Below are 22,786 nucleotides of genomic sequence, written 5' to 3'. Positions count from 1 at the left end.
GGCACGCCCTGCGGATGGCGCAGGCGGCGCATGGGCGCGCATGCGGCGTACCTCAGGGAAGGCGTCATGCGGTAGCCGAGCTGGGGACTCCTGGTGCTGGAACTGGTCATCATATCGACACTGAATGGCATCCTGTTCGGCATGCTGCTGTTCCTGATGTCGAGCGGGTTGACCGTCATCTTCAGTATGCTCGGCGTTCTCAACTTCGCGCATGCCTCGTTCTACATGCTGGGCGCATTTTTCGGCTACCAGCTGACGCGCTGGATCGGCTTCTGGCCGGCATTGTTGATCGCGCCGGTGCTCGCGGGCGTCATCGGCGCCGCGGTCGAGCGCTACGGCCTGCGCAACGTCCATAAGAACGGCCATGTCGCCGAGCTGCTGTTCACCTTCGGTCTCGCCTTCGCGATCGAGGAGGTGGTGCAGATGATCTGGGGCAAAAGCCCGGTGGACTACCGCGTGCCCGCGCTGCTGGATTTCCCGGCCTTCACCATCTTCTCCACCAACTATCCGGCCTACAAGATCTTCATGCTGCTGGTGGCGGTTGCGATCTTCGCGGCGCTCCTGATCGGGATCAAGAAGACCCGGGTCGGCATGATCGTGCAGGCGGCGCTCACCCACCCGCAGATGGTGGGTCATCTCGGGCACAATGTCGGCCGCATCTTCATGCTGGTGTTCGGCTTCGGCACGGCGCTCGCCGCCGTCGCCGGCGTGATCGCGGGTCCCGCGCTGGTCACGCAGTCCAACATGGCGGGACTGCTCGGACCGATCCTGTTCGTGGTGGTCGTGGTAGGCGGACTCGGCTCGCTGCCCGGCGCCTTCATCGCCTCGCTTCTGATCGGGTTGTTGCAGACCTTCGCCGTCTCGATCAACGGCTCGCTTGCCAGCCTATTCGGACCGCTCGGCGCGGGATACCCGTTGCTGTCGGACATCTGGAACGTCACGATCGCGCAGATCGCGCCCATCCTGCCCTATGTGCTGCTGGTCCTGATCCTGATCTTCCGCCCGATGGGCCTATTGGGAACGCGCGAGACATGAGCGAGTCCGTGGAATCGATGCCGAAGCCGCGATCCGCCGTATCCGATGGCGTACGGTTCTACGGCATGTGGCTGGCTGCCGCCGTGGCGCTGCTCGTGCTGCCGCGTATTTTCCCCTCGGGCGGCGCGCTGACGACGCTCAGCCTGATCGGCATCGCGATCATCTTTGCGCTCTCCTACAACATCCTGCTCGGCCAGACCGGGATGCTGTCGTTCGGCCACGCGGTGTATTACGGGTTCGGCGGCTTTCTCGCGGTCCACGGCATGAACCTGATCGCCGCCTCCAGATGGCCGATCCCGCTGCCGCTGGTGCCGCTGATCGGCGGCGTCGCCGGGCTGGCCTTCGCGCTGGCGCTCGGCTGGGTCTCGACCAAACGCAGCGGCACGGCGTTCGCCATGATCTCGCTCGGCGTCGCCGAGCTGGTCGGCGCCTCCGTGCTGATCCTGCGCAGCTTCTTCGGCGGCGAAGCCGGCATCACCGCCAACCGGACGCGGCTGTTCCGGCTGTTCGACTGGAGTTTCGGTCCGCAGATCCAGATCTACTACCTGATCGCGGCCTGGACGCTGATCGCGACGATCGCGATGTATGCGCTGACCCGCACGCCGTGGGGGCGCATGTGCAACGCGGTCCGCGACAATCCCGAACGCGTGCAGTTCGTCGGCTATGATCCGCACGTGATCCGCTATATCGCGTTCTGCTTCGCCGGATTCTTCGGCGGCATCGCCGGCGCACTGACCGCGATCAATTTCGAGATCGCCAATTCCGCCTATCTCGGCGCGGTGCAGTCCGGCACCGTGCTGTTCGCGGCCTATATCGGCGGCATCGGCTATTTCATCGGCCCGATCCTCGGGGCGATCTTCGTCACCTATCTGTCGCTCACGCTCAGCGATCTCACCTCGGTCTGGCAGCTCTATTTCGGCCTGATCTTCATCGCGGTCGTGGTGTTCGCGCCTGGCGGCCTCGCCGGCCTTTTGATGAAGCATCGGCCGGTGATGCGCGCCGGCGCGCTGGTGCCGGTGCTGCGCTCCTATCTGGTCGCGCTGCCGCCGACGGTTGCGATGCTCGCAGGCTTGGTGCTCGCGATCGAGATCACCGTGCACTATACCGTCAATGCGGCTGACGATCCGCACATCAGGGCGTTCGGGATGAGCTTCGACGCGTCGAGCCCGATCATCTGGGCCTTAGCGGCGGCGCTGATCGTCCTGGGCTATCTCGTGGCGCGCAGGACCTGGGCTCACGTCGCGAATGTCTGGGACAAGGCCACGACCGCGGCGCGCGAGCAGGGGTTTCTCGCATGACCATGCCGCCGCCTCCCGCCATCGCCATTCGCAACGTCAACAAGAGCTTCGGCAACGTCTCGATCATCCGCGACCTCAATCTTTCCATCGCGCAGGGCGAGCGTCACGCCGTGATCGGGCCGAACGGTGCCGGCAAGTCGACGACGTTCAATCTCATCAGCGGCTACATCACGCCGACCTCGGGCGAGGTTCTGCTGCGCGACCAGGTGATCTCCGGGCTGCCGCCCTACCAGATCAACCGCCGCGGGTTGTCGCGCAGCTTCCAGGTCACCAATGTGTTCGCCAACATGAGTGTCTGGGAAAACGTGCGCTGCGCGGTGCTGTGGGCCACCGGACACGGTTATTCGTTCTGGAAGAATGTCGACCGCCTGCCCGAGGTGCGCGAGCGCACGGCGCAGGTGCTGGAAAGCATTGGCCTGGCCGCTCGGCGCGACGTGCCGGCGGGACTTCTGACCTATGCCGAGCAGCGGGCGCTGGAGATCGGCATCACCACCGCCGGCGGCGCCGATGTCATCCTGCTGGACGAGCCGACCGCCGGCATGAGCCACGCCGAGACCGAGCGCGCGGTCGCGCTGATCCGCCGCCTTACCGAAGGCCGCACGCTTGTCATCGTCGAGCACGACATGAGCGTCGTGTTCGGCCTTGCCGACCGCATCTCGGTGCTGGTCTACGGCCAGATCATCGCCTCGGGCACGCCCGACGAGATCCGCGCCGATCCCAAGGTGAGGGAAGCCTATCTGGGCCAGGAGGCGGCCTGATGCTCGAGGTCGAAAACCTGCACGCCTATTACGGCAAGAGCCACATCCTGCAGGGCGTCAACCTGCGCATCGAGGCGGGCGAGGTGGTCAGTCTGCTCGGCCGCAACGGCGTCGGACGGTCGACCACCGTGAAGGCGATCATGGGCGAGGTGCCGCCGCAGGGTGTCATTCGTTTCAAGGACCAGGACATCGCCGGCCTGCCGAGCTACCGCATCGCCCGGCTCGGGCTCGGCTACGTGCCCGAGCACCGCGATATCTTCCCGACATTGACGGTGCGGCAGAACCTCCTGATGGGGATCAAGGACCCGTCGCGCCCGACCAAATGGAAGCTCGAAGACTTCCTTGCGATGTTTCCCAATCTTGCCAACCGCGCCGACACCGCCGCGGGCGTGCTGTCCGGTGGCGAAAAGCAGATGCTGACGATTTGCCGGACCATGATGGGCGATCCCGGGCTCGTGATGATCGACGAGCCGACCGAGGGACTGGCGCCGCTGATCGTGCAGCAGGTCGGCGATCTGATCGCCGAGATCGCAAAGCGCGGCGTCGCCATCCTGCTGGTGGAACAGAAATTGTCGATCGCGATGCGGATTTCCCACCGCGTCTATGTGATGGGGCATGGCCAGATGGTGTTTGAGGGCACGCCGGCCGAACTCAAGGCCAACGACGCCATCCGCAGGGAGTGGATGGAAGTCTAGTGTGGCGGCTCAGAAGTCCGCATCATTGTCGCCGCAAGTTCGTCATGCGGACTTCTGAACCAAAGCCACACTAGATCAACAAGTGTCCCTTCGATTCCGAAGTTTGCAACGAGGGGCCGCAGAGTGATACGAACTTCGGAATCGGGACACTAGGACATGATGAAATCGGGTCGAGCTGGATCTGCTGGCGAGCTTCAAGCCGGAAACGGCGCGGGCTGATGCGGCGGCTGCCTTTCTACTACGGCTGGGTCGTCGTCGCGGTGACCTTCGTCACCATGGCGATCGGCGTCAACGCGCGCACCGCGTTCTCGCTGTTCTACCCGCCGATCCTGTCCGAGTTCGGCTGGGAGCGCGGCATCACCGCAGGCGCCTTCTCCTTCGGTTTCGTGGTGTCGGGAATAATGAGCCCGCTGATCGGCCGCCTGATGGACCGCTCCGGTCCGCGCGCGGTGATGGAGCTTGGCGTGGCGCTGATGGCGGGCGGCCTGCTGCTCGCGCCGCTGACCAAAGAGCCATGGCACCTTTATCTCACCATCGGCGTGATGGTCGGCGCCGGCAGCGTCTGCCTCGGCTATTCCGGGCAGTCCTTCTTCCTGCCGAACTGGTTCCTCCGTCGCCGCGGGCTTGCGATTGGCATTGCGTTTGCCGGCGTCGGGATCGGCTCGGTGACGCTGCTGCCCTGGGTGCAGCACGTCATCGAGCAGGCCGGCTGGCGCACCGCCTGCACCGCGATGGGGCTGATGATCCTGATCGTGCTCGCGCCGATCAACCTGCTCTTGCACAAGAAGCCGGAGGATATCGGCTTGCGGCCCGATGGCGAAGCGGCGCCGTCGGCGGCCGCGGCGAAGCCTGTCTCCAACATCGTCGATCCGGTCTGGGCCGGCACCGACTGGACGCTGCGGCGGGCGCTTTCCACCGCGCGCTTCTGGTGGATATCGCTCGGCTTTTTCTGCGGCCTCTACGTCTGGTACGCCGTGCAGGTGCACCAGACCAAATTCCTGCTCGACATCGGCTTCTCGCCCTCGGTCGGCGTCTGGTCACTGGGCGTCGTCAGCCTGCTCGGCATTCCCGGCCAGATCCTGCTCGGCCATGTCTCGGACCGGATCGGACGCGAATGGGTCTGGACCGCGAGCAGCCTGGGCTTTGCGATCTGCTATGCGACGCTGATCGCGCTCAAATTCACGCCCTCGCTGTGGCTGGTCTATTTCATGGTGCTGACGCAAGGAGCGCTCGGCTACGGCCTCACCTCGGTGATGGGCGCCGTCGTGCTCGAGATCTTCCAGGGCAGGCACTATGGCAGCATCTTCGGCACCATCATGCTCGCCGCGCTTGCGGGCGGCGCGGCCGGCCCGTGGGCGACCGGCCTCCTGCACGACATCACCGGCGACTACACCATCGCCTTTGTCATCGGCATCATGATGAGCGTGTTGTCGGCGGTGGCGATCTGGTTCGCCGGTCCGCGCCAGATTCGTCTCGTCGCCGGCCAGTTGCACCGGCTGAAGGCGGCGAAGGGCTGAGCGGAGGAGGGGCAGCGCGCGCTTACGAAACCCCGATCGCCCGTTGCAGGTCGGTGACGGCGCGCAGAAAACTGTCCGCCGGCGTGGTCTCCGGATCGATCAGCCGGTGCAGGCGGAAGCCGTCCTCGAGCGCCAGCAGCACCGCACTGGTCCAAGCCGTGTCCAGCGGGCGGTTGCCGCCGCTCTTGACTGTGGTCGCAACGATCTCGGCGACCAGCTTGCGGCGCGCCCGCAGCCGCTTTGCCAGTTCCGGCCGGCGCTGCTCGGCGCGCGCCACGAACAGGATCATCTCCATGTGCAGCAAGGGCGAGCGGCCGAGCGGATCCTGGCGGCTGCGATCCATGCTCCTGAGCGCCTCGATGAAGTCGGCGACGTTCCTGTGCGTGGCGAGGAGCTCGAGGTTGCGCCGGATGGTCTGCTCGACGTGATCCTCGAGCATGGCGATGATGAGCTCGTCCTTGCTCTTGAAATTCGAATAGAACGCGCCGCGGGTGAAGCCGGCGGCGGCCGCGATCGCCTCGATGCTGGCGCCGCCGATGCCCTGTTCCTCGAACACCTGCGCCGCCGCCTCGAACAGCTTTTCGCGGGTGTCGTCCCGGGTCGGTCTGGTACGAACTCTTGACATCGGCGCAATTTAGGCGAGAATGCAACTCGATACAAGGCTGTATCGAGTTGCGCAATCGGGAACAGCGATCCGCGCCGCCGCGCCGGACCGGCACCCGTGGCGCGAGGCCGGCGCCCTTGGCGCGGGCAGAGGAGGACGGCCATGAACGAGCATGTCCAGGCAGAAGGCACCGCGCCGCTGTTCAATCCCCTGGCGCCGGACTTCATCAGGGATCCCTATCCGCATTACGAGCGGCTGCGCACGGCCGACCCGATGCACCGCACCCAGTTCGGCGCCTTCGTGGCGAGCCGGCACGCGGAAGCGAGCCTCGTGCTGCGCGACAAGCGCTTCGGCAAGGATTACGTCGAGCGCACAGTCCGCCGCTACGGCCCGAAGATCATGGAGGAGCCGATCTTCCGCGCGATGGGTCACTGGATGCTGCAGCAGGACCCGCCCGACCACACCCGCCTGCGCGGACTCGTGGTGAAGGCCTTCACGGCGCGCCGGGTCGAGGACATGCGGCCGCGCATCCAGGAGATCGTCGACCAGACCATCGACGCCATCATCGATCGCGGTCATATGGACCTGATCGAGGATTTCGCCTTTCGCCTGCCGGTCACCATCATCTGCGACATGCTTGGCATTCCCGAGGAACATCGCGAGGTATTTTACAAGAGCTCGCGTGACGGCGGCCGCATCCTCGATCCGGTGCCGATGACGAAGGAGGAGATCGCGCAGGCCAATGCCGGCCACGCCATGGCGCAGATGTACTTCCACCAGCTCTTCGAGCTGCGCCGCCGCAATCCGGGTGACGACCTCACTACCCAGCTGGTGCAGGCCGAAGAGAACGGCAGCAAGCTCTCCAACGAGGAACTGACCGCCAACATCATCCTGCTGTTCGGCGCGGGCCACGAGACCACCGTCAACCTGATCGGCAACGGCCTGCTCGCGCTTCACCGCAACCCCGACCAGCTCGCGCTGCTCAAGGCCAACCCGCCGCTGATCACGGGCGCGATCGAGGAGTTCCTCCGTTATGATTCCTCGGTGCAGCTGACCGGCCGGGTGGCGCTGGAGGACATCGACGATCTCGGCGGCAAGCAGATCCCGAAGGGCGAGAGCGTGCTGTGCCTGCTCGGCTCGGCCAACCGCGACCCGGCCGTCTATCCTGATCACCCCGATCGGCTCGACATCACGCGGCCGAATGTCAAGCCGCTGTCGTTCGGCGGCGGCATCCATTTCTGTCTCGGCGCCCAGCTCGCCCGCATCGAGGCCGAGATCGCGATCTCGACGCTGCTGCGCCGGCTGCCGGACCTGCGGCTCGATGACGCGGACAATCCGCAGTGGCGGCCGACCTTCGTGCTGCGCGGCCTGCTGCGGCTGCCCGCGAGCTGGTAAGGCCGACGCCGGCCGTCACGGCGGGTTGCTGTGACTTCGCCACGATTTCTTCTATATAGGACGAGGTTCCGACAGTTTTTGGCGCGGCGGATCCGTCACGCGCGGCGGCAGGGCGGGAGCGATAGCGTTTTCGAGCGAAGTGGACACCGGTTCGCGTGAAGAAAACGCGGCAAAACAAGAATCTAGAGCATTGGTTCTGATTTTAATCAGAACCAATGCTCTAGTGGAGCTGATTTGACGTTCGCTATCCGCCAGCCGCGATTCCTTATGAGCGAACGTCAAATCCGAAGCTCCACTGGAAACAATAGCTTGCTAGTGGTCCTTGATCCCAACATTCGCAAGAGTGCCGGCCACGATGGGATGCGAATGCTAGGATCGGACCACTAGTCCAAAAGGAGACCCGGTGCAGACGACGCTGCTCGGACTGGCGATTACCCTGATCATTGCGCTCGTTGCCGCGCTGCTCGGGCCGCTTTTCATCGACTGGAACCAGTTCCGGCCGCAGTTCGAGACGGAGGCGAGCCGCGTCCTCGGCACGCCGGTGCGCGTCGGTGGAGAGCTCGATGCACGGCTGCTGCCGGCGCCGAGCCTGCGGCTGCGCTCGGTCACGGTCGGCGGCGCCAACGATCTCGGCAAGGTCCGCGCCGCCCGGCTGGACGTCGAATTCAGCCTTGGCGACCTGATGCGCGGCCAGTGGCGCGCCACCGAGCTGACGATCGACGGCCTGGCCGTCGATCTCGGCCTCGACCCGCAGGGCCGGATCGACCTGCCGGCCGCCAGCGGCGCGTCGAACCTCGCCGCGCTCGCGATCGACCGCTTGAACCTCACCGGCCGCATCGCGCTGCATGATGCCGCAAGCCGCGGCACGCTGGAACTGAGCGACATCATCTTCTCCGGCGACGTCCGCTCGCTGGCCGGTGCGGTGCGCGGCGACGGCAACTTTTCCGTCTCTGGCATACGTTATCCGTTCCGTGTCTCATCGGGCCAGTCCACCGACGGCAACGGCACGCGGGTGCATCTTGCCATCGAGCCGGGGGACCGCCCGTTCTCGGCCGATCTCGACGGCATTCTCGCCTCCGAGCAGCGCGCGCCGCGCTTCGACGGCAGCCTCGTGCTGGCGCGCCCCGTGCCGAAGGCGAAGGCCGGCGAGGCCTCGCCGGTGCCGTGGAAGCTCTCCGCCAAGGTCAAGGCCGATGCGGCGCAGGCGCGCTTCGAGCAGGTCGAGGCGAGCTATGGCGCCGAGGAGAACGCGCTGCGCGCGACCGGCGTCGCCGATATCAGGTTCGGCGCCGCGCCGGCCTTGCGCGCGTCGCTGTCCGCCCGCCAGCTCGACGCCGACCGCCTCACCGACAATGCAGGTCCGCTGCGGCTCGTGCCGGGCTTGCGCGACGTTCTCGAATCCGTACCGCATCCGCCGTTCGCCGCGCGCCTCGACTTCAGCGCCGAGCAGATCATGCTGGGCGGCCGCCCGTTGCAGAACCTCGAAGCTGGCCTGCATGGCGATGCGACGGCGTGGACAGTCGACCGGCTGGACTTCCGTGCGCCCGGCGCCACCCATGTCGTGCTCGGGGGCGGCAGCGCGCCGGCCGGTTCCGCTGCCGGATTGAGGGGCACGCTCGACATCGATTCCGCCGATTCCGACACGCTGATGGGCTGGCTGCAGGGCCGCAGCGATATCGCGCTGCGCGGCCAGAAGCCGCTGCGGCTGCACGGCAATGTCGCGCTCTCTTCCGATCGCTTCGGGATCGAAGGCCTCAAGGCCGAGATCGACGGCGGCACGCTGGAAGGGCGGCTTGCCTTGACGGTGCCGGCGAAAGGCGGCTCGCGCCTTGATGCCGCGCTCAGGGCCGAGCGGCTCGATCTCGACAGCGCCGGCGGCTTTGTGCGCGCGCTTGGCGGTCCGCAAGGCGCCTGGCCGGAGCAGGCGCAGATTTCGCTCGATGTCGATCGCGCGATGTCGGCGGGGCAGGAGCTGCGCGGCTTCGCCGCCAAGCTCAGCTACGACCCGAAGACGATGTCGCTCGATCAGCTCCGCTTTGGCGGCAGCAATGGGGTTGCAACCGAAGGAAGCGGCCGCTTCGACCGCACCAATGCGACAGGCAAGCTGGCGCTGAGCGCGCGTGCCGCCTCGCTGACGCAGATCACCGCGCTGATCGCGCCGCTTGCGCCTTCGCTCGCGTCGCGGATCGATGCCGTCGCCACCGGCGCCGGGGAGGCGCGGGCGAAGCTCACCCTCGACCTCGACAAGGGCACCGCCGAACATGCCGACGCCCGTGCGGCGCTCGAGCTCGATTCACCTGACCTGAAGGGCCGCGCCACGATCGCGGCCAAGCCCGACGTCGCAGCGATCCGCGGTATCGATCTCGACGGGCTGCGCCGCAGCGACCTCGACATCACCGCAAGGCTCTCGTCCGCGCGCGGCCAGGCGCTGACCGCGCTGCTCGGGCTCGATCGCGCGGTCGCCGTGGGCGAGGGCGCAAGCCAGTTCGATGCCGCGCTGCATGGCGCCTGGCATGCGCCATTGCGGCTGGAGGGCAAGATCACCGGCAGCGGGCTCGACGCCGAGGTGCAGGGCACCGCCGATCCCTGGGGAACGGAACTCAAGGCCAACCTCAATGCGAAAGTGCGCAGCGTCAATCTGGCGCCGCTGTTCGGCCTGAAGCCGTCGGACACCCTGGCGCAGAATATCAGCCTGTCCTCGCGGGTGACGCTGGCCGGCAACCAGCTCAGCTTCGACGATCTCGACAGCACGGCCTCGCATTCGCGGCTGCGCGGGCATCTCGCCCTGACGCTGGATACGGAAAAGAGCGTCGACGGCGAGATCGGGCTCGACGCGCTCGAGCTTGCGCCGGCGTTGGCGCTCGCGATCGGTGCTGCCAACCGCGACGCGGCCGAGCCGCTGGGTGCGGGACTGTTGAAGGGCTGGCGCGGCCGGGTCGGCTTCCAGGCGCTGCGCGGCACGCTGCCTGACGGCGCGGAGTTGCGACCGCTCGGCGGCACCGTGAAGAGTGACGGCCAGTCGCTGACGCTCGACAGCCTCAAGGGCAATATCGGCGGCGGCACGGCGAGCGCGACCATCGATGCCAGGCCCTCCGGCAACGGCATCGCGCTCAATGCCCGCGTGGAGCTTTCGGGCGTCGACGGCGCGGCGCTCGGCTATCGCGGGCTGAAGATGCCGGCGGGGCGCGCCTCGCTGCAGATGACGCTCGCGAGCCAGGGCCGCAGCGCCTCGGCGCTGACGGGCGGCCTCTCCGGCAGCGGCACGGTGACGCTGGAGCAGGCTGCGGTCACCGGGCTCGACCCGCGCGCCTTCGAGGTCGCGATCCGCGCCAGCGACGCGGGCCAGGCGGCCGACGATGCGAAGCTGCGGCAGCTCGTCGAGCCGGTGCTGTCGTCGGGCGCGCTATTGGTCGCGTCCGCGCAATTCCCGTTCACGGTCCGCGACGGCCGTCTGCGCGTCGGCGCCACCGCACTTGATGCACAGACCGCGCACGCCATCGTGTCGGGCGGCTACGACGTCCCCGCCGACCAGGTCGACATCCGCGCCAGCCTGACGTCGCCGGTGACCGGACCTTCGAACAGCCGCCCCGAGATCCAGATCTTCACGACCGGCACGCCCGACGCGCTCAGCCGTACCGTCGACGTCACTGCGCTGTCGTCCTGGCTTGCGGTGCGGGCGATCGATCGCGAGACCCGGCGGCTCGACGCGATCGAGCGCGGCGAGGCGCCGTCGCCGACGCCGGCCTCGGTGCCGCCGCCCGCGACTGCCGCACTGCCGGAGCTGTCCGCGCCGGCCGGCGCCGGATCGGACCAGCCGCTGTCGGAGGTGCCGCTGCCGGGCCGCGATCCGCGCCGCCTGCAGCCGAAGGTGCGGCTCGTGCCGCATCCGCCGGTTCCGCCACTGGCCCCCGGTACGCCTGTCGTCGGTCAGCAGGCCGCGCCGCTGCCGCCGCTGATCGAGGTGCGACCGGCCCCGGCGCCGCCGCCGCCCAGGCCCAAGCCGCGGCCGCCGATGGTGATCACGCCGCTGCCGCCGCCGAACTGATCAGCGTCAAAACTCCGGCGCCGGCGCGCCGCGCTGGAAGGCCAGAAGGTCCAGCGATGGCGGTTCCTGCCCGGTCAGGATCGAGCAGCAGGCATGGGCCTGGCCGCGGTGATGGGTCTGGTGGTTGAACAGGTGCAGCAGGATGTCGACCAGCCGCTGCTCAAATGGTTTGCCGGCCATGTTCTGGTAGGACACCACGCCGTCGAGATCTGCCTCGCGATAGCCGCCGATCACACGGATCAGCCGCGCATCCTCCGCCATCCGCGCGCGCAACAGCTCGTTGCGGTCGTCATGGATGATCGCGTCGAGCCGCGCCGGGTGCTCGCCTTCGCCGGTCAGCCGCTTCAGCCAGACGCGATCGGTCAGGAGCAGATGGTTCAGCGTGCCGTGCAGGCTTGCGAAGAACACGCCGGTCGGCCGGCGATAGGCTTCGTCCGGCAGCTCCAGCGCGGCGCCATAGAGGCGGCGGTTGGCCCAGTGGTTGTAGGCGGCGAGTTGCCGGAAATCGTCGATGCGCATGGTTTTTGTCTCCGCGAAACGCCGGCGCATCCTAGCTTGATCGGACGCCGTCATTGGTGAGATTATCTCACCAATGACGGAGCCCGCGACAATAAGGTCGCTCCAGCCTTCGGCGCGTGCGCTGGCCGCGCTGGCAGGGCTCGCCGCGCGCGGCAGCCTGACGGAGGCAGCGGCCGAACTGGGGGTGACGCGCTCGGCGCTGTCGCACCGGATCGCCGAGCTGGAGCATCGCCTCGGCGCCAGGCTGGTGCGCAAGGCCGGCCGCGGCCTGCGGCTGACCGAGGATGGCGAGCGGCTTCTGGCCAGCATGGGTGATGCGCTCGATCGCATCGAGGCCGCGGTGCAGCCGTTCCGGCGCGAGCGCGGCCAGATCCGGCTCTCCACTGTCTCGACCTTCGCCTCGCACTGGCTGCTTCCGCGCGTCGCCGAATTCCAGGCCGGCCATCCTCACATCGAGGTCGCGATATCGACCACCACGCGCGCCGTCGATCTCGCCCGCGAGGATATCGATGGCGCGATCCGTCACGGCCTCGGCGCGTGGAACGGACTGGTCTCGACGCTGCTGTTCAGGGAAACCCTGATGCCGGTCGTAGCGCCGTCGCTGGCGTCGCGCATCGCGGCCGGCACACGTTCAACCTGGCAGGGCGTGCCGTTGATTCGCGCGCGCTCGCGCTTCGCCGACTGGTCGAAATGGCAGAAGGCCGACCGCAGTTTTCCGAAAAGATCACTGAAATGCCTGACGGTGGAAACGCGTGCGCAGGCACTCGACGCCGCGCTTGCCGGTGCCGGCATCGCGCTGATCGACATGGCCTATGTCGGTGCGCATGTGTCGGCCGGGCGGCTCGCGCTGCTGGCCGACCAGCCGCTGAAGCTCGCCACCGGCTACTACTTCGTGCACCGGGCGGATGCGCGCAACCTGCATCTGCTTGAGGCCTTCCGCGCCTGGGCGGTCGAGGCGGCGCGGCCGTTCCGGCGGGCGGCCGAGCGGCCGCCCGCGCAGAATTAGAGGGATATCTCGCGGTCGATTCCGATGTTGCGCAGAAAGGCCCGGTCGTGGCTTACCACGGCCAGTGCGCCGTCGAACGTCCGCAGCGCCTGCTCCAGTTCCTCGATCGAAGCGATGTCGAGGTGATTGGTCGGCTCGTCGAGCAGCAGGAGCAACGGCGGCTCGGGTCGAGCGAACACGCACGCCATGCCGGCGCGCAGCCATTCTCCGCCGCTCAATGTGCCTGCGATCTGTAGCGCCGCGCGGTTGCGGAAGGCAAAGCGCGCCAGCGTCGCGTATGCCGCGTTGTCCGTGAGGTCGGGGTTCTCGCGGCGCATATTGTCGAGGATGCTGGAGGCCGGATCGAGCAAGCCGACATGTTGATCGAGCACGGCGATGCGCCCGGTCTGGCGGCGGATTTCGCCCGAGCGGGGTTCGAGATCGCAGGAGATAAGACGCAGCAGCGTGGTCTTGCCGGAGCCGTTGGCGCCGCTGACGGCGATGCGTGCGGGGCCGCGTATCTCGAACGACAGCGGGCCGAACAGCGGGCGGTCGCCCTGCGCCATCACGACGTCACGGAACGCGATCAGTTCGCGGCTGTGCGGCAATCCGGTCTTCGGCAGCTCGATCGTGAGCGGGGTGAGCACTTCGACGCGCGTGCGGGCTTCGGCCAGCGCTTCGCTGCGATCCTCGATCTGCCGCTCGGCGATGCGGCCTTCGCGGGCGGCGCTGTTCTCGGCGCGCTGCTTCTCGCGGTCCATGAACATCTTGTCCTCGATGCCCTTGTCGCGCCAGGCGCGGCCGGCCTTGTCGCGCCGCGCTTTCTTCTCCCTGGCCTTCTGCGTGCTGCGCTCGGCATGGCGCAGCGCATCGGCGGCGCGCTCGAGATCGGCTTCGGCCCGCGCCCGTGCGGCGTCACGCGCCTCGGCGAACGCACTCCATGCCCCGCCGAACACCGTGACGCCCACCGGCGTCAGCTCGACGATGCGCTCGACCTGCTCCAGCAGTTCGCGGTCATGGCTGGCGACGACCACACCGCCTTGCCAGCGCGCCAGCAGTGCGGCGACGGCCTTGCGGCCGTCCGCATCGAGATTGTTGGTCGGTTCGTCCAACAGCAGCAAATCCGGCGCCTCGACCAGGAGACGCGCCAGCGCCACGCGCGTGCGTTCGCCGCCGCTCAAGGAAGCCATCGGGCGCTGCAGCGGCAGGCCGGGCAATCCGGTCTCGGCGAGCGCGGCATGGACGCGGCTTTCCAGCGTCCAGTCGGCATCGCCGACATCGTCGAGCGAGCCGTCGCCGCGCGCAAGCCGGCGCAGGCGCGCCAGCGCCCGGTCGATGCCGAGCGCCTGCGCGACGGTGAGCCGCTCGTCGACGTGTTGGGCCAGCGTGCCGATCGAGCCCGACCGATGGACGGTGCCTTTGGCAGGTTCGGCCACGCCCGAGATCAGGCGGAGCAGCGTGGATTTGCCGCAGCCATTGCGTCCGACCAAGCCGGTCCGCTCGCGCGCTAGCGCAAGCGTCAGATGGTCGAAGAGGGGGCGTCCGTCAGGCGTGGAAAGGGAAATCGAATCCAGGATAACGAGGGCGGTCATGCAGAGCTTCCGGAATGGATTGGGATCGCGGCGCGGTGTGCGGGGCGAAATCCATTTCGGGCTCCATGGGGTTATCGGATCGGAGCGCCATAGATAGAAGTCAGGCGCCGACAGCGCAAGCGGGAACTAACCGGCCCCCAGCGCGACCGCGATATTGTAGGTCGCAAGGCTCGCGGCATAGGCGAGCGCCAGCATGTAGGCGAAGGTCGCCGCCATCCATTTCCAGCTTCCGGTCTCGCGGCGGATCACCGCGAGCGTGGAGGCGCATTGCGGCGCGAAGATGTACCAGGCGAGCAGCGAGAGCGCGGTGGCGAGGCTCCATTTGGTGGCGAGCACCGCGCCGATCTGCTCGGCCGCTTCCTTGCCGCCCTCGATCGCATAGACGGTGCCGAGCGCCGCGACGGCGACCTCGCGCGCGGCCATGCCGGGGATCAGGGCGACGGCGATCTGCCAGTTGAAGCCGAGCGGGGCGAGCAGCGGCTCGATCGCCTTGCCGATCATGGCGGCGAGGCTGTAGTTGATCGCGGGCTCGGTGGCGCCTTCCGGCGCTTGCGGAAACGACGCCAGGAACCAGATCAGCACCATCATCGAGAAGATCGTGGTGCCGGCGCGCTGCAGGAACATTTTGGCGCGCGTGTAGATGCCGATCGCGATGCTGCGCAGCCGCGGCATCTTGTAGTCCGGCAGTTCCAGCATGAAGGGCGCGGGCTGGTAGTCGCGCAGCATCAGGTGCTTGATCACGAAGGAGACGCCGAGCGCCGAGGCGATGCCGGTGGCGTAGAGGCCGAACATCACGAGCCCCTGCAGATTGATCCAGCCGCCGATCAGTTTTGGCGGGATGAAGGCCGAGATGATCAGGGTGTAGACCGGAATGCGCGCCGAGCAGGTCATCAGCGGCGCGATCAGGATCGTGGTCAGGCGATCGCGCCGGTTGTCGATCACCCGCGTCGCCATGATGCCGGGGATGGCGCAGGCGAAGCTCGATAGCAGCGGAATGAAGGCGCGGCCGTGCAGGCCAGCGCCGCCCATGATGCGGTCCATCAGGAACGCGGCGCGCGCCATGTAGCCGAAGTCTTCCAGGAGAAGGATGAACAGGAAGATGATGATGATCTGCGGCAGGAACACGATGACGCTGCCGACGCCGGAGATCACGCCGTTCTGCAGGAAGCTCTGTACCAGGCCCGCAGGGAGGGTGTCGTGAACGAACTGCCCGGCGGCGTCGAAGCCGGCCGACAGCAGCTGCATCAGGGGTTGCGCCCAGGCGAACACCGCCTGGAACATCACGAACAGGATCGCAAGCAGGATCGCAAGCCCGCCGACCGGGTGCAGCACGACCGCGTCGATCCGCGCGGTCCAGGTGTCGGGCCGGGCCGGCAGGCTGACCGTGGTCGCGATGATGCGGTCGGCCTCGCGCTGGAAGGCGCGCAGCTGCGACACCGTCAGCGGCTCCCACAGGTTCCGCCGGTCCGGCGCCGGCGCCTCGGTGAGCAATTCGTCGGTCAGCTGCAACAGGTCGGCGGTGCCGCCCTTGCGCACCGCGATCGAGGTGACGACGGGGATGCCGAGCGCCTCCGAAAGACGCGGCACGTCGACCGTGACGCCGCGCCGGGTCGCGATGTCGAACATGTTGAGCACGAGCGCCAGCGGGCGGCCGGTGCTCTTCAGTTCGAGCACCAGGCGGATGGTCAGGCGCAGATTGGTGGAATCGGCCACGCAGAGCACGAGGTCGGGCAGCGCCTCGCCGGTGGCGCGTCCGAGCACCACGTCGCGGGTGATCTCCTCGTCCGGGCTGCGGCCGCGCAGCGAATAGGTGCCGGGCAGATCGACCAGCGAAACCTGGCGGCCCTTCGGCGTGACGAACGAACCCTCCTTGCGCTCGACCGTGACGCCCGGATAGTTCGCCACCTTCTGGCGGCTGCCGGTCAGCGCGTTGAACAGCGACGTCTTGCCGCTGTTCGGCGTGCCCACGAGGGCGAGATGCATCAACGGTGCTTCCATGGCTCGGGAATCTGCCTTGCCTCAGGCCACGATGACGGCCATGGCTTCGCGCCGGCGCACTGCAATGGTGACGTTGTCGACCCTGACCGCAATCGGGTCGCGGCCGACAATGCCTTCGTGGAGCACCTCGACCCTGGCGCCTTCGACGAAGCCGAGCTCGATCAGGCGGCTTTCCAGCTCGGCGTCTGACAGCGCCGAGCCCGCGTCGTGGGCATTGATGTGCTGAATCACGCCGGAATAGCCGCGCCTGGCCAGTCCGAGCGGCATCCGGGCCCGCGTATCGGTCATTTCGGTCATGGCCTGTATTTTCAATCGGCAACCGCAAGGTCAAGCGCGGTGCCTGCAATGACGCGCGACCTTAGAGCGATTTTAAACACGGATCGCGCGGTCTTGCGCGGAACGGGCGGGAATGCCGGGTGCAAGGCGGGGTTTACGGCAACGGCAGGGGGGCATCAGTTCACACCGCAATTGGGAGACGCACATGATCAAATCGGCGACCCAAGTGGTGACGCTGACGTTCTTTTTTCTGGCGTCGCTGACAGGAACCCCGGCCAATCGGGCATTCGCCGCCGGAGGCGGCGGAGGAGGAGGGGGCGGTCCCCCCGGCGAGGACATCATGAGGCCGTCATCGTCCTCGAACACGAAACCTGCCCCGGCCGAGCGATCGAGCCACCGCACCAAGAAATCCAGCAAGCAGTCCTTCCTGTCCGATCCCGCCTTCGTTGCGGGCTATCGGGCGGCCTATCCGACGATCTACGATCGCAACGACTACGAAGGCGCGATCCGGCAACTCCATGCGCTCGGCCATGACGACTACGCCAATGTCGCCAACCTGATCGGCTATTCCTACCGCAAGCTCGGCGACTACAGGCTGTCGCAGGTCTGGTACGAGCGCGCGCTGAAGTCCGATCCGAACCACGTGCTGACCTGGCAATATTACGGCCTGTGGCAGATCGAGCAGGGCAACCGCGACCAGGCGGAGTATCATTTGCGCAGGATCGCTTCGATCTGCGGCACCGATTGTGACGAGTACCGCTCGCTGGCCGCCGCGCTTGCGCAGCCGCCCGGCTCCGGGCTCGTCTACTGACGTTCGCGCAAGGCGGGGCGTGCGGGCGCGCTGATGTGCGCCCGCGCCCTCCGCTTCCGGCGGAGTGTCTCAGAGCTGCGCCTTGATCTCGTGCGCGGAGCCGTTGGCGCGGGTCTTGAAGTAGTCGAGCACGAACAGGCGAATCGCCGACGACAGGTTGCCCTGCTGCCGGTTGTTGTCGATCTCGCCCACGAGCTCCGACAGCGTCATGTTGCGCAGGCCCGAGATCTCCTTCATGCCGTTCCAGAACGCCTCTTCGAGGCTGACGCTGGTCTTGTGCCCGGCGACGACGATCGAGCGTTTCACCACGGGCGACTTCATGACGCGTCCTCACCTTCGATGCGGTGCTGATCGAGCAGTTTGCTCGCGCGCTTGCTGCGCGATGCCTCGCCGGCGCGCTCGGCCTTGCTCTGGCCGAAACGCGCGCGGTTGGCGTCGGCCTGTCGCGCCGCCTGCTCGCGCTCGCTGCGTTTCTTGAAACGCTTCATATTGATCAACTCTCCCATGCTCGTCTCCATCATCCGAGCACTGGAAGCCATTCGTGCCCAACGCATGTGTGGTTGCGCCACGCGCCGGACGACCCGATCGTCATTTCAGAAATCCCCATCTGGCCCTTCGATATCACCAAAATAGATATCACCCGGCAAAAACGAAATAGCCGCGCACTAACACGCACGGCTGTCGCCCTGGTAGGCGACCCGCCTCAGCCTTTCAGGTGATACGATTGATAACCATACCACCGTACTTCTACCGAAGCTTCGCGGCGATCAACCCGGGTGTGTCATTTTGTCCGGCTGCACAAGCCGGTCGAATTCGGCCGCGGAGACGAAGCCAAGCCGCACGGCCTCTTCCTTCAGAGTCGTGCCGCGCGCATGCGCTGCTTTGGCCACCTTCGCCGCATTATCGTAGCCGATTTTTGGCGCCAGCGCCGTCACCAGCATCAGGGAGCGCTGCATAAGGTCGCGGATGCGTTTTTCGTCAGCGCGTATTCCGTCAACGCAGTGCTCGGTAAACGAGCGTGCCGCGTCGGCGAGCAGCTGAATGGAATGCATCATACAATATGCCAGAAGCGGCTTATACACGTTGAGCTCGAAATGACCCTGGCTGCCGCCCACCGTAATCGCTGTCTGGTTGCCGAACACCTGGCAGCAAACCATCGTCATCGCCTCGCACTGAGTCGGATTGACCTTGCCCGGCATAATCGACGAGCCCGGCTCGTTCTCGGGGAGAATCAGTTCGCCAAGACCTGAGCGCGGGCCCGAGCCGAGCAGGCGGATGTCGTTGGCGATCTTGAACAGGCCGGTCGCGACCGAGTTGATCGCACCATGCGCGAACACATAGGCGTCGTTCGACGCCAGCGCCTCGAACTTGTTGCGCGCGCTGGTGAACGGCAATCGCGTGATCTTCGCGACCTGGCGCGCGAACATTTTGGCGAATCGCGGCTTCGCGTTGAGCCCGGTGCCGACCGCGGTGCCGCCCTGCGCCAGCGGGAACAGGTCCTTCACCGCGACGCGCAGCCGTGCGATGCCGCTCTCGACCTGCGCCGCATAGCCGGAAAATTCCTGGCCCAGCGTCAGCGGGGTTGCGTCCTGGGTATGGGTGCGCCCGATCTTCACGATCTTCGCGAACGCCTTTTCCTTGGCGCGCAGCGCGCGCAACAGCTCGGAGAGCGCCGGGATCAGGTCGGCGGTGATGCGGCTTGCGGCTGCGATGTGCATGGCGGTCGGAAACGAATCGTTCGACGACTGGCTCATGTTGACGTGGTCGTTCGGGTGCACCGGCTTCTTGGCGCCGCGCTCGCCGCCGAGCAGCTCGTTGGCGCGGTTGGCGATCACCTCGTTCAGGTTCATGTTGGTCTGGGTGCCGGAGCCGGTCTGCCACACCACGAGGGGAAAATGATCGTCGAGCTTGCCGTCGATGACCTCGCGCGCGGCGCGCGCGATCGCGGTGGCGCGGCGCTTGTCGAGCAGGCCGAGCGCGCGGTTGGTCTCGGCGGCGGCGAGCTTGACGATGCCGAGCGCGTGCACGATCGGAAGCGGCATGCGGTCCGCTCCGATGCGGAAATTGCGCCGGGAGCGTTCGGTCTGCGCGCCCCAGTAGCGATCGGCGGCGACGTCGATCGGGCCGAAGCTGTCGGTCTCAACGCGCGTCGATTGGCGTTGCGGCGATCGGGGCGGGCGGGGCATGAGCATGTCCTGTGCTAGCGGAGTGGATTTGACATTCGCTTCCCACTAGCCGCGGGTTCGCGCAGCGAACGTCAAATCCAAAACTCCACCAGAATTTTCAAGTTTGCTAGTGGTCATTTGATTCTAACATTCGCAGAAGCGCCCGCCACAATGGGATGCGAATGTTGGAATCGGACCACCAGCCTGAAGCCGCGATGCGCGGTCTTCGACATGCTCATCTAATAGCGCCGCGCCGGATTTCTGCGCGCGGATTATTTCTTGCGGAAGCGGTCGAGCCGCACCACCTCGGCGCCCTCGGTGGGCTTTGCGGGTTCATCCGCGCTCTCGGCAGCCGGCTCGGCTGCGGGCGCGCCGACGGCGGTGGGAAGAGGCGCGGCGGGAAGGTTGCCTGGCGCCGCCTCGCGTGTGCCGTCGGCAGGATCGAACTGCAGGCCGAACTGCACGGAAGGATCGAAGAAGCTCTTGATCGCGCTGAACGGCACCACCAGCCGCTCGGGGATTCCGCCGAACGACAGGCCGACCTCGAAACGATCCTCCGAAACCAGCAGATCCCAGAACTGGTGCTGCAGGATGATCGTCATCTCCTCCGGATATTGCGCGAGCAGCCGGGGCGACAGTTTCACCCCTTCGGCGTTGGAGAGAAAGGTGATGAAGAAATGATGCTCGCCGGGCAGCCCGTGCACGGCGGCATCGCTCAGCACGCGCCGCAATACCCCGCGCAGCGCGTCGCGCGCCAGCACGTCATATCGGATGTGATCGGTCGCCATGATCGCCTTGCGTCAATTGGTCCTTGGTTGCCGCGCCCGGAAAGCCGACTCGCCTGCGCCGCTATCGTACCCCGGCGCCGACGGCAGGTCAGCAGCCATCATCGGTGGAATTCGGTTGCGGAAAAGCCGCGATGAGGCCCCGGCGGGAGTAGTTAAAGTGGAGGCTTCTGTTGCCAGGTGCCTCCGAACCCCGCCTAGCGGAGCTTAACCCGCTAGGGCTTTAGAGTGGTCTTTCAAACTGCGTTACGCAGCCTGAGCAACCGGAGCATAGTTGTCGTTGGCAACTATTGCAGTAGCCCGATAACGGCGGAACAATACCGGGAAAAAGCACGCCCTTTACGCCCTCGTCGATCCTGTTTCGCCCCCGCCCAAGCCCGCGTGGCTCGTGGGCTTGGGTGGAGGCGCCGGGTACTGCCCCCGGGTCCGAATGGTTTATTGCGACGGCGATTTATTTCCATAGCCGGCAAGCCGGCACCCCCAATATAGGGGGCAAAGATGGAGAAAAACAGTGGCTTGCGCGGCCGTTTCGTCAGGGAACGGCGCAAATTGGCTTGGCTGTGGCGGTATCGCCATCCTAATCTGAACCATGCTCTCGGACCCGCCGCCCGTTGCGGCACCCCCGCCGGACGTTCCCGCTTCAGCCGTTCCGATACCCGGCCTGGTTGAGCTGTTCTTGGCCTTCGCCAAGATGTCGCTGGCCGGCTTCGGCGGCGTGCTGGTGTGGGCGCGGCGCGGCCTCGTCGAGCAGCACCGCTGGATGACCGCGGACGAGTTCAACGAGACCTTCGCGCTCTGCCATTTCCTCCCCGGTCCCAACGTCGTCAACCTGTCGATGGTGTTCGGCGCGCGGCTGCGCGGGATCGCCGGCGGGATCGCGGCCTTCGCCGGATTGCTCGCGCCGCCGATGCTGATCATGACGGTCTTGGCCGCGCTCTATGCCCGCTATGGCGAGATCGATGCGCTGAGGCGGATCCTGGCCGGCGTTTCCTGTGCCGCGGTCGGGCTGCTGATCGCGGTGATGCTTCGCATGGCGATGCCGCTGGTCAAGCGGCGCGACCTTGCGGCGCTCATTTTCCTGCTCGCGGTCTTCATCGCCATCGGGGTTGCGCGCCTGCCGCTGCAACTGGTGCTGCTGGTTGCGGTCCCCGCAAGCCTCACCGTGACCGCCTTCCTGCGACGAAAGGCTGCGGCATGAACGAAAATCCCGTCTGGTCGCTGATTGCGACCTTCGGCATGATGTCGCTGTTCGCCATCGGCGGCGCCAATGCCGCCGTTCCCGAGATGCACCGCATTGCGGTCGAGGTACGGCACTGGCTGACCGAGCAGCAATTCGCCGACGTCTATGCCATCGCCCAGTTGTCGCCGGGGCCGAACGTCCTGATCGTCACGCTGATCGGCTTTGCGGTGGCCGGGCTTTCCGGCGCGATCGCCGCAACGCTTGCCATGTGCCTTCCGACCGCCGTTCTCGCCCTCTATGTCAGCCGCCTGCTGGCGCGCGCGAGGGGCTCGCGCTGGCCCGCCATCATCCAGGCGGCCCTGGTTCCGCTATCGATCGGGCTGATGGGCGCCAGCGCTCTTATCCTGGCGCGGACCACCGATCGCAGCCTGATGGCGGCTCTCGTCACGACAGGCGCCGCCGTGCTGGCCTTCGCCACGCGGCTCAATCCGTTCTGGATGCTGCTGGCCGGGGGGCTCTTGGGTTTTGCTGGCGTTATCTGACGAAAATCGCTAGGCACTATGGTCGGAGCGGGACGCTATCCGAACAAAGTGGGCAATAAGCCCTAAGTCGGGGGGAGAATATCGATGAGTGAGACGCCGAGCCAGGGCGCGGCCAAATCCATCATGCCGGGATGGGTTCGCGCGCCGCAGGATTTCGTCGGCGGGATCGTGCTGGTGGCGGTAGCGATCTTCGCGCTGTGGGCCTCGAGCGACCTGCAGGGCATGCACGGCTTTTCCTTCGGTGCGGGAACGGCGCCGCGGATGTTCGCGGTGCTGCTTTTGGGGCTCGGCGTCGCGGTTGCCGTGATGGGCGTTTTGCAGGACGGGCCGGCGATGGCCCACTATTCCTGGCGCGGCCCGCTGTTCGTCTCGCTCGGCATTCTCTGCTTTGCGGTGTCGATCCGCCCGCTCGGCCTCGTGGTCTCGGGGCTTGCAAGCTTTTTGATCTCCGCGCTCGGCACCCCGGAAACCCGCTGGGTCGAAACCATCATCGTCGGCGTCCTCCTGACGATCGGATGCGCGCTGCTCTTCCCCTATGTGCTCGGGCTGCCGATGCCCTTGTTCCCGCGTTTCCTGGTGCAGTGAG

General features: G+C 66.7%; 21 protein-coding genes and 1 other RNA gene. 12 read left to right on the top strand and 10 right to left on the bottom strand.

Annotated elements, in window-relative coordinates:
- Positions 1-93 precede the first annotated feature (93 nt).
- The 5 genes from QOU61_RS30105 to QOU61_RS30085 all read left to right on the top strand — a co-directional run bounded on the left by QOU61_RS30105 (position 94) and on the right by QOU61_RS30085 (position 5,303).
- The gene (locus tag QOU61_RS30105) at positions 94-1,035 is read left to right on the top strand and encodes a branched-chain amino acid ABC transporter permease (protein WP_289654832.1); all 942 of its coding nucleotides are present in this window, start codon (positions 94-96) and stop codon (positions 1,033-1,035) included.
- On the top strand, positions 1,032-2,333 hold the full coding sequence (locus tag QOU61_RS30100; RefSeq protein ID WP_289654831.1) for a branched-chain amino acid ABC transporter permease: 1,302 nt from the start codon (positions 1,032-1,034) through the stop codon (positions 2,331-2,333). The genes QOU61_RS30105 and QOU61_RS30100 overlap by 4 nt, the downstream gene beginning before the upstream one ends.
- A gap of 2 nt (positions 2,334-2,335) precedes the next feature.
- On the top strand, positions 2,336-3,091 hold the full coding sequence (locus tag QOU61_RS30095) for an ABC transporter ATP-binding protein (RefSeq protein ID WP_289661864.1): 756 nt from the start codon (positions 2,336-2,338) through the stop codon (positions 3,089-3,091).
- Positions 3,091-3,786 carry an ABC transporter ATP-binding protein gene (locus QOU61_RS30090; protein WP_289654830.1) on the top strand — a complete coding sequence of 232 codons (696 nt, stop codon included), beginning with the start codon at positions 3,091-3,093 and terminating at the stop codon, positions 3,784-3,786. The genes QOU61_RS30095 and QOU61_RS30090 overlap by 1 nt, the downstream gene beginning before the upstream one ends.
- Before the next feature lie 218 nt (positions 3,787-4,004).
- Complete coding sequence (locus QOU61_RS30085) at positions 4,005-5,303, top strand: MFS transporter (protein ID WP_289654829.1); 1,299 nt, start codon at positions 4,005-4,007, stop codon at positions 5,301-5,303.
- Positions 5,304-5,325: 22 nt separating this feature from the next.
- Here the strand turns inward: QOU61_RS30085 and QOU61_RS30080 are convergent, their stop codons facing one another.
- Positions 5,326-5,928 (bottom strand): TetR/AcrR family transcriptional regulator, encoded by a 603-nt coding sequence (locus QOU61_RS30080; RefSeq protein ID WP_289654828.1) that lies wholly within the window; start codon positions 5,926-5,928, stop codon positions 5,326-5,328.
- A gap of 141 nt (positions 5,929-6,069) precedes the next feature.
- Between QOU61_RS30080 and QOU61_RS30075 the strand changes: the two genes are divergently transcribed.
- Both QOU61_RS30075 and QOU61_RS30070 read left to right on the top strand, forming a co-directional pair.
- On the top strand, positions 6,070-7,302 hold the full coding sequence (locus QOU61_RS30075) for a cytochrome P450 (RefSeq protein ID WP_289654827.1): 1,233 nt from the start codon (positions 6,070-6,072) through the stop codon (positions 7,300-7,302).
- Between the two features lie 403 nt (positions 7,303-7,705).
- Positions 7,706-11,347, top strand: a complete 3,642-nt coding sequence (locus QOU61_RS30070; RefSeq protein WP_289654826.1) for an AsmA family protein — start codon at positions 7,706-7,708, stop codon at positions 11,345-11,347.
- Positions 11,348-11,353: 6 nt separating this feature from the next.
- Here QOU61_RS30070 and QOU61_RS30065 read toward each other — a convergent pair whose 3' ends face one another.
- On the bottom strand, positions 11,354-11,866 hold the full coding sequence (locus QOU61_RS30065; RefSeq protein WP_289654825.1) for a DinB family protein: 513 nt from the start codon (positions 11,864-11,866) through the stop codon (positions 11,354-11,356).
- A 73-nt stretch (positions 11,867-11,939) separates the two neighbouring features.
- Here QOU61_RS30065 and QOU61_RS30060 point away from each other — a divergent pair, with 73 nt between their 5' ends.
- Positions 11,940-12,872, top strand: coding sequence for a LysR substrate-binding domain-containing protein (locus QOU61_RS30060; RefSeq protein ID WP_289654824.1), 933 nt, complete (start codon positions 11,940-11,942; stop codon positions 12,870-12,872).
- On the opposite strand, the gene QOU61_RS30055 is transcribed toward QOU61_RS30060, so the two are convergent.
- From QOU61_RS30055 to QOU61_RS30045, 3 genes are all read right to left on the bottom strand, one after another.
- Positions 12,869-14,443, bottom strand: a complete 1,575-nt coding sequence (locus QOU61_RS30055) for an ABC-F family ATP-binding cassette domain-containing protein (RefSeq protein WP_289654823.1) — start codon at positions 14,441-14,443, stop codon at positions 12,869-12,871. The genes QOU61_RS30060 and QOU61_RS30055 overlap by 4 nt on opposite strands.
- A 126-nt stretch (positions 14,444-14,569) precedes the next feature.
- A complete protein-coding gene (gene feoB / locus QOU61_RS30050; RefSeq protein ID WP_289654822.1) occupies positions 14,570-16,441 on the bottom strand; it encodes a ferrous iron transporter B in 1,872 nt (623 codons plus the stop codon).
- 21 nt (positions 16,442-16,462) lie between these two features.
- Positions 16,463-16,738, bottom strand: coding sequence for a FeoA family protein (locus QOU61_RS30045; protein ID WP_289654821.1), 276 nt, complete (start codon positions 16,736-16,738; stop codon positions 16,463-16,465).
- 184 nt (positions 16,739-16,922) lie between these two features.
- On the opposite strand from QOU61_RS30045, the gene QOU61_RS30040 reads away from it, so the two are divergent.
- Complete coding sequence (locus tag QOU61_RS30040) at positions 16,923-17,528, top strand: tetratricopeptide repeat protein (protein WP_289654820.1); 606 nt, start codon at positions 16,923-16,925, stop codon at positions 17,526-17,528.
- A 69-nt stretch (positions 17,529-17,597) separates the two neighbouring features.
- Here QOU61_RS30040 and QOU61_RS30035 read toward each other — a convergent pair whose 3' ends face one another.
- From QOU61_RS30035 to ssrA, 5 genes are all read right to left on the bottom strand, one after another.
- Positions 17,598-17,849 carry a ribbon-helix-helix domain-containing protein gene (locus tag QOU61_RS30035; RefSeq protein ID WP_289654819.1) on the bottom strand — a complete coding sequence of 84 codons (252 nt, stop codon included), beginning with the start codon at positions 17,847-17,849 and terminating at the stop codon, positions 17,598-17,600.
- Complete coding sequence (locus QOU61_RS30030; RefSeq protein WP_289654818.1) at positions 17,846-18,034, bottom strand: DUF4169 family protein; 189 nt, start codon at positions 18,032-18,034, stop codon at positions 17,846-17,848. The genes QOU61_RS30035 and QOU61_RS30030 overlap by 4 nt, the downstream gene beginning before the upstream one ends.
- Before the next feature lie 261 nt (positions 18,035-18,295).
- The gene (gene fumC, locus QOU61_RS30025; RefSeq protein ID WP_289654817.1) at positions 18,296-19,714 is read right to left on the bottom strand and encodes a class II fumarate hydratase; all 1,419 of its coding nucleotides are present in this window, start codon (positions 19,712-19,714) and stop codon (positions 18,296-18,298) included.
- A gap of 251 nt (positions 19,715-19,965) precedes the next feature.
- Entirely contained in the window at positions 19,966-20,481 is a 516-nt protein-coding gene (locus tag QOU61_RS30020; protein ID WP_289654816.1) for an SspB family protein, read from the bottom strand.
- A 156-nt stretch (positions 20,482-20,637) separates the two neighbouring features.
- Positions 20,638-20,993: a transfer-messenger RNA gene (gene ssrA, locus QOU61_RS30015) on the bottom strand.
- A 74-nt stretch (positions 20,994-21,067) separates the two neighbouring features.
- On the opposite strand from ssrA, the gene QOU61_RS30010 reads away from it, so the two are divergent.
- The 3 genes from QOU61_RS30010 to QOU61_RS30000 all read left to right on the top strand — a co-directional run bounded on the left by QOU61_RS30010 (position 21,068) and on the right by QOU61_RS30000 (position 22,785).
- Positions 21,068-21,676, top strand: a complete 609-nt coding sequence (locus QOU61_RS30010) for a chromate transporter (RefSeq protein WP_289654815.1) — start codon at positions 21,068-21,070, stop codon at positions 21,674-21,676.
- Positions 21,673-22,200, top strand: a complete 528-nt coding sequence (locus tag QOU61_RS30005; RefSeq protein WP_289654814.1) for a chromate transporter — start codon at positions 21,673-21,675, stop codon at positions 22,198-22,200. The genes QOU61_RS30010 and QOU61_RS30005 overlap by 4 nt, the downstream gene beginning before the upstream one ends.
- A gap of 84 nt (positions 22,201-22,284) precedes the next feature.
- Positions 22,285-22,785: a tripartite tricarboxylate transporter TctB family protein gene (locus QOU61_RS30000; protein ID WP_289654813.1), complete on the top strand. Its 501-nt coding sequence runs from the start codon at positions 22,285-22,287 to the stop codon at positions 22,783-22,785.
- The last annotated feature ends 1 nt before the right edge of the window (position 22,786 follow it).

It is taken from the genome of Bradyrhizobium sp. NP1 (genome assembly GCF_030378205.1).
GTDB lineage: Bacteria > Pseudomonadota > Alphaproteobacteria > Rhizobiales > Xanthobacteraceae > Bradyrhizobium.
Note: the sequence above shows the minus strand (reverse complement) of the source record. Positions and strands in the feature narration are given on the sequence as shown.